Source organism: Halioglobus japonicus (assembly GCF_001983995.1).
Classification (GTDB): Bacteria; Pseudomonadota; Gammaproteobacteria; order Pseudomonadales; family Halieaceae; genus Halioglobus; species Halioglobus japonicus.
In genome coordinates this window covers 456,430-471,350 of record NZ_CP019450.1, presented here as the reverse complement: position 1 = coordinate 471,350, position 14,921 = coordinate 456,430, and the positions used below count along the sequence as shown (strand labels likewise).

The window sequence follows — 14,921 nt, the reverse complement described above, 5'->3', positions numbered from 1 at the left end:
TTCCTCTTACAGGGGGGTGCGGGCCAGGCACCAGATGTCGACCTGCCGGGCACCTGCGTCGAGCAGGGCTGTGGCCGCCGCTTCCGCGGTGGCACCGGTGGTCATCACGTCGTCGATCAATGCGATTCGCAGGCTGTCACAGCGCCGCCGCACTGTAAAGGCACCCCTGAGATTGCGCGTCCTGGCCTGGGCATCCATGGCCGACTGTGCTGCCGTCGCCCGGTGCCTGTACAACAGGTGTGTATCGATCCGGGTGCGCTGCAGCGAGCTGGATTGTGCTGTGATAGCCCGGGCCAATAGCTCGGCCTGGTTGTAACCGCGGGTGAGCTGGCGCCGCCAGTGCAGGGGTATGGGCACCAGCAGGTCTGGCGGTGTCACCTGGGCATGCTCTAGCCACAAGGTGGCCAGCAGGCGAGTGAATCCTGATTGGCGCTGGAACTTCCAGCGCTGGATAAGATATGCCAGATACTCCCCGTAGATGAGCGGCACGACCGCAGCGCTATAGGCCGGTGGGTGGCGCAGGCAGCGGCCGCAGCCTGGCGCGGCGATGTGGGCCGGCAATGGCAGTGCACAACAGGGGCAGGCGGCCTGGTTGATAGGCAGTTCCTCCCGGCAGTGTTGGCAGAGGGGCAGATCGCTGTGGCTGAACATTCCGCAGAGGGCGCAGTACTGGGGTAGCAGCCCATCCAGCAGGTATCTGGCGAGGCGGTTTATGTTGTTAACCATGGCCGCTCTTCCAGGTTGACAGCGCCCGGTCCCGCGGTATCATTTCCCACCACCGAAACAGCATGAACAGAATCAGGTTAACTATGAGCACCGCTGCTACCCCCATTGTTGAGCCCACCGCCTCGGAATTGCGCCACGACTGGACGCGCCAGGAAGTGGAAGCGCTGTTTGCCCTGCCGTTTAACGATCTGCTGTTTGAAGCCCAGAGCCTGCATCGCAAGTATTTTGACCCCAACAAGGTGCAGGTGAGCACATTGCTTTCCATCAAAACCGGCGCTTGCCCGGAAGACTGCGCCTACTGCCCCCAGAGCACCCGCTATGACACCGGTCTCGAGGTGGAGAAGCTCATGGAAGTGCAGAAAGTGCTGGAGCAGGCCAAGGCGGCCAAGGCCGCAGGCTCAACCCGTTTCTGTATGGGTGCTGCCTGGCGTAGCCCGAAAAACCGCGATATGCCCCACGTGGTAGCGATGGTTAAAGGCGTGCGGGATCTGGGTTTGGAAACCTGTATGACCCTGGGCATGCTCACCGAAGATCAGGCCCGGGAGTTGGCCGAAGCCGGCCTGGACTATTACAACCACAACCTGGATACCTCCCCGGAGTACTACGGCGACATTATCACCACCCGCACCTACCAGGATCGTCTCGATACCCTGGACCATGTGCGCAACTCCGGCATGAAAATCTGCTCCGGCGGTATTGTCGGCATGGGCGAGCAGGAAAGTGATCGCGCCGGTATGCTGCAGCAGTTGGCGAATCTGCCCCAGCATCCGGAGAGTGTGCCTATTAATATGCTGGTGCGTGTTGAAGGCACGCCGCTTGAGAGCCAGGAAGATCTCGACCCCATCGACTTTATTCGCATGATTGCCGTTGCCCGTATCATGATGCCCGCGTCACATGTGCGCCTGTCGGCAGGCCGCGAAGAGATGAACGAAGAGATGCATGCGCTGGCCTATTTTGCCGGTGCCAACTCGATCTTCTACGGCGAGAAGCTACTGACCACGCCCAATCCCCGGGCCAACAAAGATATGGCCCTGTTTGGCAAGCTCGGCATTAACACCGAGGAGCTGGCTCTGGAGCAGGCGCCGGAAACACCGCATCCCCAGTTCTACGACGCGGCCCGCGCCTGATTGGTGCCATGCCCGGTTTCAATGAGCGCCTTGGCGCTGTCCTGGCGCAGCGCCGCAGGGACGATCTCTATCGCCAGCGCCTGACCCTGGAATCGAGCCAGGGCCCGCGGGTGCGGGTCGATGGGCGCGAATATCTCAATTTCTGCAGTAATGACTACCTCGGGCTTGCCGCCCACCCGCAGGTGGTGGCTGCGCTGCGCGCCGGCGCTGAGCGCTATGGTGTGGGCAGCGGTGCTTCGCATCTCGTGTGCGGCCACAGTACGCCCCACCGCGAACTGGAAGAGGCTCTGGCCGAGTTGACTGGCCGCCCGCGGGCGCTGTTGTTCTCATCCGGCTATGCTGCCAACACCGGTACCCTCACCACGCTGCTTCAATCCGGCGACCAGGTGTTTCAGGATCGCCTCAATCACGCCTCGCTACTCGACGGCGGCCTCCACAGTGGCGCGCGATTCCGCCGCTTCGCCCACAACAATGTGACCGACCTTGAGCACAAAATCATCGCAGCGCCGCCTGACAGCGCCAAACTTGTGGTGGTGGACGGGGTGTTCAGCATGGATGGGGATACCGCGCCCCTGGCCGACCTGGCCGCCCTCTGCCAGCAGCACAATGCCTGGTTAATGGTTGACGATGCGCATGGCATCGGGGTGATGGGCGAGGGCGGTGCAGGCAGCGTTACCGCCGCCGGGCTTGATTCTGCCCAGGCGCCGGTACTCATGGCCACCCTGGGTAAGGCGCTGGGTTGCGCCGGGGCATTTGTGGCCGGTGACGAGCTGTTGATCGAAAGCCTCATTCAGGGTGCGCGCAACTACATTTACACCACAGCGATGCCACCGGCGGTCGCCGCGGCTGGTTTGGCGGCGGTGCGCCTGCTCGCGACAGAGGCCTGGCGCCGTGAACATTTACAGCAATTGATAGGGCGCTTTCGCGCAGGCGCTGAGGCGCTTGGCCTGCCATTGATGGATTCCGACAGCGCGATTCAGCCGCTGCAGATAGGTGACGCGGGTCGGGCAATGGCATTCAGTGCGGCCCTGCGCCAGGCGGGCTTTCTGGTGGGGGCGATTCGCCCGCCCACCGTGCCTGCGGGCACCTCGCGCCTGCGCATTACCTTGACCGCAGCACACACTGACGCCGAGGTGGATGCGCTGCTTTCGGTCTTGGCCGATGTGGCCGGGGAGCAGCTGTGATGTTGCAGCGCGAATATTTGCCCGCAAGCGGTGAGCCTCGTCAGAAACTGGTGTTATTGCACGGTTGGGGTGCCAATCGCGAGGTGTGGCGGCCGATGCTGCCCTCCCTGCGTCTTTGGGCCGATGTGACGTTACTGGATTTGCCCGGGCTGGCTCCCGGCTGTGGGGACAAGGCGCCGGAGTTCGATGTGCTGCTCGACGAGATCCTGGCCGCGGCACCTACCGGGGCGGTTTACCTGGGGTGGTCGCTGGGCGGCCAGCTTGCCCTGGCCCTGGCCGAGCGAGCACCGGAGCGCGTACGTGCGGTAGTGACGCTGTGTACGAATCCCTGTTTCGTGGCCCAACTCGACTGGCCGGGAATGCCGGCGGCAGACCTAGCCGTATTCGCCTCCGCATACCGCGATGATGAACAGCGAACCTTGCGCCGCTTTGACAGCCTGCAGGTGGCGGGCGCGGAGAATCCACGTGCACTGCTGCGCGAGCTTCAGGCCCTGCGTCCACCGCAGCCTGGTTTGGCGCTGGAAACCGGTCTGATCTGGCTAGCGCAACTGGATCAACGCCAATTGCTGTCGTCATTGCTGCCGCCGCAACTGCATTTGCTGGCCGACAACGATGGACTGCACCCGCCGGAGTTGCAGGACTCGATGCGAGGACTGCCAGCACGAGTGTGGGTGTTTGCTGGTTGCGCACACACCGCCCCTCTCGAACAGCCAGAAGCAGTCGCCGAAGCGCTGCAGGCATTCCTGGCGGAACAGAATCTATTGGCTGCGGTAGCGGCGCCACTGGCACTGGCCAAGCACGATGTGGCGCAGTCTTTCAGCCGCGCGGCGGCAGAATATGACAGTGTCGCCCAATTGCAGCGAGACGTCGGTGATCGTCTGTTGGCCAGTATTAACGCGCTGCCGGAGGCGCCGGAGAAGGTGCTGGATCTCGGGAGCGGCACCGGCCATTTCAGCGCCGCGCTCAGGCAACGGTTTCCCGACGCCACGTATATCGGCCTGGACCTGGCCGAGGGCATGGTTCGTTATGCACGCGATGTGCATCCCCAGGCGGGCGAGTGGCTGGTGGGCGACGCCGAGGCATTGCCACTGGCCTCCGCCTCGGTTGATCTGGTGTTCAGTAGCCTTGCCATTCAATGGTGCTTGCGCCCGGAGTTGTTGTTCGCCGAAGTTGCGCGGGTACTGCGGCCGGGCGGGCGCTGCGTCTTTACCTCGCTGGGGCCTGCCACGTTGCATGAACTGCGATCTTCCTGGGCAGCCGTGGATGAGTATCAGCACGTTAACGAATTTCTCCCTTTGGAGCGTCTCGATCAGGCGGCGGCGCGCACCCCGGGCATTGCGTTGCAGGTGGATATTGAGCCGTTCTGTATGGAATACCGCCAGGTGCGCGAATTGCTCAATGAGCTGAAAACCCTGGGGGCCCACAACGTCAACCGCGATCGTCCCGTCGGCCTGACCGGCCGCAGGGCCCTGCAGGGGATGTTGCAGGCGTACGAGCAGTGGCGGCGCGATGGACTGCTGCCCGCCAGTTATGAGGTGTACTTCGGTACCCTGACGAAAGTGTGAGAGAGCGAATATGAGCAAGACTTTCTTTGTGACCGGTACCGATACCGAGGTGGGGAAGACCGCGGTGAGCTGTGCCATTCTCGAGGCGGCGGCTGCGGCCGGGCTCAACACCGCGGCCGTGAAACCGGTGGCAGCCGGCTGTGACGATCAGGGCCAGAATGAAGATGCTCTCGCATTGATGGCCAGTATGACCGCGCAGCTGCCCTACGCCCAGGTCAACCCGGTGGCACTGGCACCGGCAATTGCCCCGCACATTGCTGTCGCCCAGGTGGGCCGGACCATGAAGGCCTCGCAACTGGCGGGGTTTTGCCGCGGCGTTATGACCGGGCCGCATGATCTGGTGCTGATCGAAGGTGCCGGTGGCTGGCGTGTCCCGCTCTCCCCTCGGGAGACGCTCGCCGACCTCGCCCGCGAGTTACAGGTGGGTGTGATTCTTGTCGTCGGCATGCGCCTGGGCTGTATTAACCACGCCCTGCTGACGGCCGAGGCCGTGTTAGGTGACGGCCTGCCGCTGGCAGGCTGGGTAGCAAATCAACCCGGTGAGCGAATGACGTGCCACGAGGAAAACCTGGACACACTGATGCACCTGCTGCCTGCACCGTTTCTGGGTGAGGTGGCCCATATTTCCCCCTGGAGCCCTGTTGAAGCAGGTCAATCTCTTGATATTCGGGAGATTATGCAGTAGTAAGCGCTTACTATTATCTGATCGCAAGACGCCCGTTTGATCGCTTTATAACCAGAATATCTGACTCCGCCCGGGGCTAACCCGAAAAAGGTATTTGACTTCGGGGGCGTTTTACGCAAAATGTGTGCACTGCTTACATGGTCCCTATGGGGTGGCTGCTGCCACCGCGGGCCGGTTTAAACAAAGAGAGGTAAAGGACAATGCCAGACTATAAGGCTCCCCTGCGCGACATCGGTTTTGTTGTCAACGAAGTACTGGAAGCGGAAAAAGTTTTCCAGACCCTGCCCGGCTACGAAGAGGCCAGCACCGACCTGATGGACGCGATTGCGGCCGAAGGCGCCAAGTTCTGTGAAGAAGTTTTGCAGCCCCTGAACCGTGTTGGTGACGAAGAGGGATGTACCTGGAGCGAAGAGGGTGTGACCACCCCGGCGGGCTTCAAAGAAGCCTACCAGCAGTATGTCGACAATGGCTGGCCCTCGCTGTCTGCCGATGTTGATTACGGCGGTCAGGGCATGCCCAACCTGGTGGGCATTGTGAACACTGAAATGGTGGGTAGCGCCAACTGGTCCTGGGGTATGTACCCCGGCCTGAGCCACGGTGCTGTTAAGACCATTGAAGAGCACGGTACCGAAGAGCAGAAGCAAAAGTACCTCACCAAGCTGATTTCCGGCGAGTGGACAGGCACCATGTGTCTGACCGAATCTCATTGTGGTTCTGACCTGGGCCTGCTGCGCACCAAGGCCGAGCCCAATGCCGACGGCTCCTACGCGATTACCGGCCAGAAGATCTTCATCTCCGCCGGTGAACACGACATGACGGACAATATTGTCCACATCGTACTGGCTCGCCTCCCGGACGCACCGGAAGGCACCAAGGGTATCTCCCTGTTTATCGTTCCCAAAATGAACGTGAACGATGACGGTTCTGTCGGTGAGCGCAATGGCGTGCACTGTGCATCGATCGAGCACAAGATGGGAATTCACGGCAACGCCACCTGCGTGCTGAACTTCGACGGCGCCAAGGGCTACCTGATTGGCCCCGAGAACCGTGGCCTGAACTGCATGTTCACCTTTATGAATACTGCGCGCATCGGTACTGCTGCCCAGGGCCTGTCCCACATGGAGCAGAGCTTCCAGGGCGCCCTGACCTACGCCAAAGAGCGCCTGGCGATGCGCAGCCTCACCGGCCCCAAGAACGCCGATGGCCCCGCGGATCCGATCATCGTGCACCCCGACGTGCGCAAGATGCTGCTGACCCAGAAGGCCTTTGCCGAAGGCAGCCGCGCGTTCCTGCTGTACCTGGCCATGCTGGGCGACATTGTGGACAAGGGCGCCGAGCAAGAAGCGAAAAACGCTGATGACCTGATGTCACTGCTGACCCCGATCGCCAAGGCATTCATGACCGAAACCGGTTACGAAGCTGCCAACCACGGCGTTCAGATTTTCGGTGGCCACGGCTTTATCAGCGAGTGGGGCATGGAGCAGATCGTCCGCGACTGCCGTATTGCCATGCTGTACGAAGGCACCACCGGTATCCAGGCCATGGACCTGATCGGTCGTAAGGTACTGGGTTCCGGCGGCAAGATGCTGCTCAACTTCACCAACATGATCGACGAGCTGTGCCAGGCCAACACCGCCGAGGAAGATAAGCCCTTCATCGACGCGCTCAACGCCAAGAAAGACGAGTGGCTGGGTGTGTCCATGCAGATTGGCGAAGCTGCCATGAGCAACCCTGACGAAGCGGGCTCCGCTGCGGTGGATTACCTGATGTACTCCGGTTACATCACACTGGCCTACTTCTGGGCCAAGATGGCGATTATCGCCCGCCAGAAGATTGCCGCTGCCGACGGCGACACCTCGTTCTACGAGGCCAAGCTGATGACCGCGCAGTTCTACTTCGAACGCCTGCTGCCGCGTACCGAGTCGCTGAAGACCACCATGCTGGCCGGCGCTGACAACCTCATGCAGATGCCCGAGGAAATGTTCGCGTTCTAAACGTTTGCTGCTGGGAAATCGCGCCGGTTTGGCGTGACATTCCCTTTATTCGGGGGGAGAATACGTACCGTGTTCTCCCCTTTTTTTATCTATGAAACAGCCTGAAGAACAGCAAGACCGCAGCTACCAGAATTCCCTGTATCCCGAGGATCAGGCTAAGGTCGACGAATTCCTTAAGCGCGGCGTCAACTCGGTCGAACGCAAGCCATTTCGTCCGTTCTATATGATCCTGCTGCTGATTGGTTCCGTAACCATTCTCAGCTTTGTCAGCCAGTGGATTGCACGGGCGGCCGGCATATACTGAGGGCATTGGCGGCCCTTAAGCCATTTGGTATAGTGGCGCGCCTTAAATTAACGGTGTGTAGCGCAGCCTGGTAGCGCACTTCCTTCGGGAGGAAGGGGTCGGAGGTTCAAATCCTCTCACACCGACCAAACACCAAAAAGCCCCGACATTCGGGGCTTTTTCGTTTCAGGGCGGTACTCCCTTCACTCAGCTCGAATTACGGCCTTTTTATCGGCGGCCGCTCTTTCTCGCCGCTGGCACTGGCCCGGTATTTAACGGTGATACCGTGTATATGAACTCAGGCTATGGGATTTACTTCCACATGCCGGGCAATGTGTTGCTGGCCTACGAGATCGCGCCGCCAGCGGCGGCGGCAGACTAAGCCTCTTCGGTGTAGGCCGGGCCCTCAAAGCCCGGCTGTCCCTGCTGGTTGAAGGTGAGCACGTTAATCTCCTGCCACGGCGGCGCTTCCATGCGCAGTGCAACCAGGGCCTTTTGCTGGCTCCACTTCATGACATCAAACATGAGTTCAGCAATTTGTGCGGGTGAAAAATGCTCGCGCAGGTTGGCCTTTAAGGTTGCGTCTGCAAGGGACGGAGTCAGTATCATGGCGTCGCAAAGGCGCAGCGCAGCAATCTGGTGAGGAGCCAGGTCGCTCTGCTCATAGCGGCTGATTTTGGCCTGCATGTCTTCGTCAAAACCTTCGGCAAGTGCTTCTGCATTGCGCAGCGATCCGCAAAGTCTGCAGTCGTGAATCTGGGCGCAGCGCAGGCGCACCAGTTCAGTGGTCAACGGGTCGACCCCTTTTTGGCGCACGACAGATGCGGCGAAGCCGGCAATCGCCCGATCGAGTTCACCATCGCCGGACACGCCGGCGGTGAGTGCATCTGCGGGTAATCTGCTCATAGCAATACCTCCCTGCCTACCATGTCAAAACGCAGCGACATGTCCATGAGATACAGGGCGTGTACAAGGGCATAAACCTCGTCGGCCCTGAAAAAAGGCAGGAGTGCCTCGATGCTGGCTGCTTCCAGTGTGCTGACCGACATCACAAACTGCTCAGTGAGCTGAATCACCGCCTGCTCTTTCTCTCCCCAGGCATCCGCGGGGGCCGCCAGTCGCGACAGTGGAGCGCAGCGTCGATATAGCCTCTGCACAAGTCGAGAATGTATGGATCAACCCCGGCTTCGCCAAGAGCTATTGCCTGATTTAGTTGCATCGTAATCTCGGGTTGGAGATCGCTGGCTACCGATGAAAGCGGATCCGTCTGCATGTTCACAGCCTCGTGGGAAGAAGAGACCATTTTGCCTGTACTGGCGCGCAACACAAGCGCCAGGTCGGCCGCCGAAATCGACGGCGTGACACGTTGTTACTGCGGGCTGATGCCGGCCATTGTGGAGAGCTGCTCAAAGGTACTTTGGGCCTGGATACACTGGGTATCGAGTTGCTGCATTGTCTTGCCCAGGCGCTTGGCCTCGGCATTGAGAAACTTCACCACAAACTCGTCGCCGCCTTCCAGCTGGGCGGCATCCTGAAAAACCTTCACCTGCCGGATGCCTTCGCAAAGCCCGGCAATCCGCGACACAATCATCGCTTTGCCCATGATGTCATTGCCCTGTGGTGGCTGAGGTGCCTGCGGGGGTTGGGGGGCGAGCTGGGCATGCGCTTGCATGCTCAGTGCCGCCAGAATACCAAGTAGCCAATAACGCATCGGCGTGTCCTCCTTCTAAAACGCGCATCCTATCACGAGGCGCGGGTCAGCGCGGTATCGGCTGAGAAGAATAATGCCCATCACTGTCGGCATATCCAGGGGGCAGTGCCTCGGCTCTTAAGCTATAGTCAATTGCTTATTATCAGACCCGTTACTCAGGAAGTACATCATGTCCGCAGCACTCGTCACCCCTCTGGAAATGTTCTATCGCTGGGAGCAGGAAACTCCCGACAAGGTATACCTGCGCCAGCCGAAAAACCTCGAATGGTCGGAGCATACTTGGCGCGATGTGGGGAACCGGGTGCGCCGTATCGCCGCATTTCTGCGCGACAAGAACTACCCGGCAGGCAGCCGCATTGGTATCTGGTCGTCTAATAGTATGGATTGGCCTATTTGTGATCTGGCGATCATGCTCGCTGGCCACATTAGCGTGCCGATCTACCCGGGCCAGGACATCGGTTCAGCGAACTATATTTTCAACCACTCGGCCGTGAAACTGGTGTTCTGCGGCGATTTTGATCAGCACGCGCGCGTAACCGAGGCCCTGCCCGAGGGTGTAGAGACGGTCGCGATGCTGGGTTGTAAGTTCGCGGCGGATACTAGCCTCGACGAAGTCATTGCTAGCTATGAGCCTTACCTGGAATCGCCGGTGCCCAATGGCGAAGACGTGTTCACCATCATCTATACCTCCGGTACCACCGGCAATCCCAAGGGGGTCATGCATATGCACCAGACGCCCGGCCATGTCGTGCCGGGGCTGGTTATAAGCTTCCGCATGAATGAGACGCCCAACGAATTTTTCTCCTTTTTGCCCATGTCACACGCGGCGGAGCGCATCATCGTTGAGATGACCAGCCTGTACAGCAATGCCTCGATTTCATTCTCTGAGTCTCTGGACACCTTTGGTGACGAGGTTCGCTCGGTGCAGCCGACGTTCTTCTTTGCCGTGCCGCGCCTGTGGGTGAAATTCAAAGCGGGGATCGACGCCAAGATTCCGCCCGAGGCGCAGGCCGGCCTCAACGATGAGCAGAAAGCGGGCATCGCCCAGGCGCTGGGCCTGTCGCGTGCGCGCTGCATTATCACCGGCTCTGCGCCTTGCCCGGTAGACGTGCAGGACTGGTTCCTGTCCATGGGAATTGCGTTGCGGGACGGCTACGGCATGACGGAAAACTTTGTCCATGGCATCGCCTGGACAAAGGATGATCAACCCATTTCCGGCTGTGTTGGTCAGCCCATGGACCCGAGCGTCCAGGTACGGGTATCGGACGCGGGCGAGATTCAGTTCAAAAGCCTCGGTCTGATGAAAGGTTATTACCTCAACGAGGAGAAAACCGCGGAAGTATTCGACGATGGCTGGTACTGCACCGGTGACTCAGGGCGCTTCGATGACGATGGCAACCTGTGGGTGACAGGGCGGGTGTCCGAGGTCTTCAAAACCTCAAAGGGTAAGTTCATCGTGCCGATGAAGCTCGAATCGCTGTTTGGTCGCAATCCGAATCTGGCTCAGTTCTGCTGTATGGGCCATGGCCTCGACCAGCCGATTGTTCTGGTGACGCTGTCAGAGGTTGGTCTGGCCAAGGACCGGGCAGCGGTGCAGGCCGAGCTGGAATCACTGCTCGAGGAGATTAACAGTGAAGTGCCGTCATATGAGCGCATTTCCAATATCTTTGTCTGCGATGAGTGGACGATCGAAAATGCCCTGCTCACCCCGACCATGAAGTTGAAGCGCAAGCAGATTGAGGACGAGTACAAGGCGCTGGTTCAGTCCCACATGGGTGCCGGGCCGGTCAGTTTCCTCGATTAGTATCTGGATCAGGCAATCCGTGTTTTACCGGGCTGACCCGCTTCCTCGTGCACTAATCGTGGCACCAGATAGCCGGGTAGCTCGGTCGCCATGGCATCTATGAGCGCAATACCCTCTGCTTGAGGGACATCGAAGTGAGCCGCCCCGCGGACTTTGTCGAGTAAGTGCAGGTAGTAGGGGCGCACGCCGATCTCGAACAAACGCTCACTGAGATTGACAAGTGTTGCCGCGTGGTTGTTTACGCCGGCCAGCAGTACTGACTGGTTAAGTAATTCCACATCAGCCTCCCGCAGCCGCTGCATGGCCTGCGCCACGGACGCATCCAGTTCGCGGGCGTGATTGCTGTGAATCACCATGACACAGCGCAGTCGCGAACCGGTGAGTGCCTGGAGCAGCCCGTCGGTAACCCGTTGTGGAATGACCACCGGAAGCCGGGTGTGCACGCGTAGGCGCCTGACGTGTGGAATGGCCGCGATGGTCGCGACAAGTTCCGCGAGTGCAGCGTCGGCGACCAGCAGCGGGTCACCGCCGGACAGGATGACCTCGGTAATACTGGTGTCCGCGGCCACATGTTCGAGCGCCTGCAGCCACTCCTGGCGGCTGTTGCGGTTTTCCTGGTAGGGAAAGTGGCGGCGGAAGCAGTAGCGACAATTAATCGCGCAGCCACCGGCAAGAATAAGTAATACCCGGCCGCGGTACTTCTGGATAACGCCGGGGCGCTGGATGGTCGCGCCGGTCTCTCCGACGGGGTCGTCGCTGTAGCCCGGTTCGACCAGTGTTTCCTGACCTGTAGCGAGGACTTGTCGCAATAGCGGGTCATCGGGGTCGCCAGGTGTGATGCGCTGTAAATAGGGGCGCGGTACCAGGACAGGAAAGTCGCGTGCGGCAAGTGCCGAGTAACCCAACTGCTCGGGGTTCAGCTGGAGGCGGGCAAGCAGTGTCTCGCCGTCGGAGACAGCGTGGCGTAACTCTGACCGCCAGTCACAGATATGTAGTTCGGTTTGCGGGATCACGGGGGTATTTTACCAGCGATCGATCGCGGTTGCGCGGCCTCCCTGCCGCGGCTGAATGCGTGTATCTCAGCCGAGTCGGTCGCGCAGGGAGTAGAACAACATGCCGGCGACCAGGCCTGGCCAGCGCAGCAGGGTGCCGCCTGGGAAGGTTCTGGAAGGAACCGAAGCCATGACATCAAAGCGCTCCGCATCTCCGGCAATCGCCTCGGCCAGCAATTTTCCGGCCAGGGTGGCAATAGGCACGCCGTGGCCCGAGTAGCCGTGGGCGTAAAAAATGTTGGCCGAGAGCCGCCCGAAATCCGGCATTCGGTTCATGGTAATCGCCAGGGTGCCTCCCCAGCCGTATTCAATCCGGGTGTCGGCCAGTTCGGGGTAGATTTTCAGCATATACTTGCGCACAAAACTGCCAATATCTCGGGGGAATTTGCGGGTGTAAGATTCGCCGCCGCCAAACAGCAGCCGGTTGTCTGCCGAGAGCTTCCAGTAGTCGATCACAAACAGGCTGTCGGACATCGAGGTGTCGTCGCGAATCAGCTGTCGACACAATGCTTCGGGCAGAGGTTCGGTGGCCAGCATGTAGTTGTTAATGGGCATGATGCGGCCCGCGGTGCGCGGCTCCAGCTTTTCCAGATAGCCGTTACAGGCCAGCACCAGCTGTTTGGCCTTGACGGTGCCCTGATCGGTGCTCACCGTGACGCCGTTGGACTCCGTATAAGCGGTAACGCGGCTACCTTCATGTACTGTAGCGCCGAGATCGCGGGCGGCCCGGGCCAAGCCCAGAGCGTAGTTCAGAGGGTGTAGATGGCGGGACCCCGTGTCCAGTACGCCGCCGTGAAGTCCCTGGCCGGAGGTCATCTGCGCCAGTTCCTGGGGGGGCACGTAGCGAATCTTGTCGTAACCGTAAACACGCTCCAGGTGCTCGACTTCCGCCATCAGGTCGGGCTGCTCTTTCGCCTTGGAGGCCACGTGCAGGTTGCCGTATTTCAGTTCGCAATCAATGGCGTGGGTGTCGATCAGCTCGCACACCGTATCCACCGCCTCCAGCCCCAGCTGCCAGAGTGCCCTGGCGTGCTCCAGGCCTACCAGTTCCTCGAGTGTTTCCTGGTCTGCTCGCTGGCCGGTGCCGACATGGCCGCCGTTGCGACCCGAGGCGCCCCAGCCCACTTTGTTGGCCTCCAGTACGACCACGGAGTAGCCCTGTTTGCGCAGATGAATTGCCGTGGACAGGCCGGTGTATCCACCGCCAATCACGCATACATCAGCTTCTGCTTCGCCCAACAACGGGGGGAAATCCAGTGACTGGTTAGCCGAGGCGGCGTACCAGGAGTCGACATGAGGTAGGTTTTGCATGACCGAACTATACTCCGAAGCTGAACCCGCCGCTGATAACACGTTCGGGGTAGCTCCCTTGTTTTGCCCTTGAACCGGATGTCGCGGCCCGCGATACTGAATTTTTAGGCAATGTGGACATTTTATGAGTACCGATACCCAGGCCATTAAGGACTGGCTCAAGCAGCACCAGATCTCCGAAGTAGAAGTGCTGGTGCCAGACATGACCGGTAACGCACGGGGCAAATTCATCCCCGCGCACCAATTTCTCGACATGGGCGAGCCCAAACTCCCCGAAAGCATTATGGTGCAAAGTGTCACCGGAGAGTACAGCGACGAGCATTGGGAGTTGGTCGAGCCTACCGACACCGATATGATTCTCCGGCCAGACCCGAACACCATGCGAGTGGTGCCCTGGGCTCGCGAGCCGACCGCCCAGATTATTCACGACTGTTACAAGCAGAACGGTGAGCCCCACCCGCTGTCTAGCCGCAATGTGCTGCGCAGGGTGCTGGAGCTTTACGAAGCCGAGGGGCTGCAACCGGTGGTGGCGCCGGAAGTAGAATTTTTCCTCGTCGATCGCAATACCAATCCCGACAATGTCCTGATTCCTCCCAGCGGCCGTTCTGGTCGTCGCGAAACTTCACGTTTGTCTTACAGCATCGATGCTGTTGCAGAGTTCGAAGATTTCGTGGAAGACATGTACGACTACGCCGAGGCGCAGAACCTGGCGGTGGACACGCTGATCCACGAAAATGGCGCCGCGCAAATGGAGATCAACTTTTTGCATGGCAACGCCATGGATCTGGCCGACCAGGTCTTCATCTTCAAGCGCACTATCCGCGAAACCGCGCATAAGCATGGCATTTACGCGACCTTTATGGCCAAGCCCATGCAGAATGAGTGTGGCAGCGCGCTGCATATTCACCAGAGTATTGTGCGCGCTGATACGGGAGAGAATATCTTTGTCACGCCCGATGGCGAACATACGGAAACCTTCCTCAGCTATATCGCCGGCCTGCAGCACTACACGCCTGAGTTGATTGCATTCTATGCGCCCAATGTGAACTCCTACCGTCGCCTGGCGCCCGATATTTCGGCGCCGATCAACCTCAATTGGGGTCTGGACAATCGCACGACTGCTTTCCGGGTGCCTGAGAGCAGTGCGGCGGCGACGCGGGTAGAGAACCGCTTCCCCGGGGCTGACACCAACCCGTACCTCGCTATGGCGGCTACTTTGGCGTCCGGCTACCTCGGGATGAAAGGCAAATTGAAGCCCACCGAACCGCACCAGGGTACGGCCAATGAGGACGAGGTGGAAATTGCCCGCAGTCTGGAGGAAGGTCTGCGGAATCTGGATAACTCGCCCGAGGTTCGCGAAGTGTTTGATCCGCTGTTCCTGAAGGCCTTTGCCGCGGTCAAGCGCGATGAGTTCGAAGAATTTAACCGGGTAATTTCTTCCTGGGAGCGGGAGCACTTGCTGCTGCAGGTTTGATACTG

Annotated in this window: 14 protein-coding genes and 1 tRNA gene; 9 read left to right on the top strand and 6 right to left on the bottom strand. The window is 59.9% G+C overall.

Translation table 11 applies throughout. The annotated features are described in order from the left end of the window. Window positions 1–6 precede the first annotated feature (6 nt). The gene (locus BST95_RS02245; protein WP_084197985.1) at window positions 7–726 is read right to left on the bottom strand and encodes a ComF family protein; all 720 of its coding nucleotides are present in this window, start codon (window positions 724–726) and stop codon (window positions 7–9) included. 83 nt (window positions 727–809) lie between these two features. On the opposite strand from BST95_RS02245, the gene bioB reads away from it, so the two are divergent. The 7 genes from bioB (at window position 810) to BST95_RS02210 (ending at window position 7,713) form a co-directional block, all read left to right on the top strand. After that, window positions 810–1,853 carry a biotin synthase BioB gene (bioB, locus tag BST95_RS02240; protein WP_084197984.1) on the top strand — a complete coding sequence of 348 codons (1,044 nt, stop codon included), beginning with the start codon at window positions 810–812 and terminating at the stop codon, window positions 1,851–1,853. A gap of 8 nt (window positions 1,854–1,861) precedes the next feature. Further along, window positions 1,862–3,037 (top strand): 8-amino-7-oxononanoate synthase, encoded by a 1,176-nt coding sequence (bioF, locus tag BST95_RS02235; RefSeq protein ID WP_084197983.1) that lies wholly within the window; start codon window positions 1,862–1,864, stop codon window positions 3,035–3,037. Further along, window positions 3,037–4,602: a malonyl-ACP O-methyltransferase BioC gene (gene bioC, locus BST95_RS20030; RefSeq protein WP_205737316.1), complete on the top strand. Its 1,566-nt coding sequence runs from the start codon at window positions 3,037–3,039 to the stop codon at window positions 4,600–4,602. Before bioF ends, bioC begins: the two co-directional genes overlap by 1 nt. Window positions 4,603–4,612: 10 nt before the next feature. Continuing rightward, window positions 4,613–5,287, top strand: coding sequence for a dethiobiotin synthase (bioD, locus tag BST95_RS02225; RefSeq protein WP_084197982.1), 675 nt, complete (start codon window positions 4,613–4,615; stop codon window positions 5,285–5,287). 200 nt (window positions 5,288–5,487) lie between these two features. Beyond that, window positions 5,488–7,281: an acyl-CoA dehydrogenase C-terminal domain-containing protein gene (locus BST95_RS02220; RefSeq protein ID WP_084197981.1), complete on the top strand. Its 1,794-nt coding sequence runs from the start codon at window positions 5,488–5,490 to the stop codon at window positions 7,279–7,281. A gap of 91 nt (window positions 7,282–7,372) precedes the next feature. Beyond that, on the top strand, window positions 7,373–7,585 hold the full coding sequence (locus tag BST95_RS02215; protein WP_066053247.1) for a DUF3094 family protein: 213 nt from the start codon (window positions 7,373–7,375) through the stop codon (window positions 7,583–7,585). A gap of 51 nt (window positions 7,586–7,636) precedes the next feature. Further along, window positions 7,637–7,713, top strand: a tRNA-Pro gene (locus tag BST95_RS02210). A 229-nt stretch (window positions 7,714–7,942) separates the two neighbouring features. Here BST95_RS02210 and BST95_RS02205 read toward each other — a convergent pair. From BST95_RS02205 to BST95_RS02195, 3 genes are all read right to left on the bottom strand, one after another. Next, on the bottom strand, window positions 7,943–8,470 hold the full coding sequence (locus tag BST95_RS02205) for a carboxymuconolactone decarboxylase family protein (protein WP_084197980.1): 528 nt from the start codon (window positions 8,468–8,470) through the stop codon (window positions 7,943–7,945). After that, complete coding sequence (locus tag BST95_RS19555) at window positions 8,467–8,640, bottom strand: hypothetical protein (protein WP_157114442.1); 174 nt, start codon at window positions 8,638–8,640, stop codon at window positions 8,467–8,469. Before BST95_RS19555 ends, BST95_RS02205 begins: the two co-directional genes overlap by 4 nt. Before the next feature lie 293 nt (window positions 8,641–8,933). Further along, the gene (locus BST95_RS02195) at window positions 8,934–9,275 is read right to left on the bottom strand and encodes a hypothetical protein (protein WP_084197978.1); all 342 of its coding nucleotides are present in this window, start codon (window positions 9,273–9,275) and stop codon (window positions 8,934–8,936) included. 169 nt (window positions 9,276–9,444) lie between these two features. On the opposite strand from BST95_RS02195, the gene BST95_RS02190 reads away from it, so the two are divergent. Continuing rightward, window positions 9,445–11,079: an AMP-binding protein gene (locus tag BST95_RS02190; RefSeq protein WP_084197977.1), complete on the top strand. Its 1,635-nt coding sequence runs from the start codon at window positions 9,445–9,447 to the stop codon at window positions 11,077–11,079. Between the two features lie 8 nt (window positions 11,080–11,087). Here the strand turns inward: BST95_RS02190 and epmB are convergent, their stop codons facing one another. Both epmB and BST95_RS02180 read right to left on the bottom strand, forming a co-directional pair. Beyond that, window positions 11,088–12,092, bottom strand: a complete 1,005-nt coding sequence (gene epmB / locus BST95_RS02185; protein ID WP_084197976.1) for an EF-P beta-lysylation protein EpmB — start codon at window positions 12,090–12,092, stop codon at window positions 11,088–11,090. Between the two features lie 66 nt (window positions 12,093–12,158). Beyond that, window positions 12,159–13,589 carry an FAD-dependent oxidoreductase gene (locus tag BST95_RS02180; RefSeq protein WP_146004251.1) on the bottom strand — a complete coding sequence of 477 codons (1,431 nt, stop codon included), beginning with the start codon at window positions 13,587–13,589 and terminating at the stop codon, window positions 12,159–12,161. On the opposite strand from BST95_RS02180, the gene BST95_RS02175 reads away from it, so the two are divergent. After that, complete coding sequence (locus BST95_RS02175) at window positions 13,567–14,916, top strand: glutamine synthetase family protein (RefSeq protein WP_084197974.1); 1,350 nt, start codon at window positions 13,567–13,569, stop codon at window positions 14,914–14,916. The two genes, BST95_RS02180 and BST95_RS02175, sit on opposite strands and share 23 nt — an antisense overlap. Window positions 14,917–14,921 lie beyond the last annotated feature (5 nt).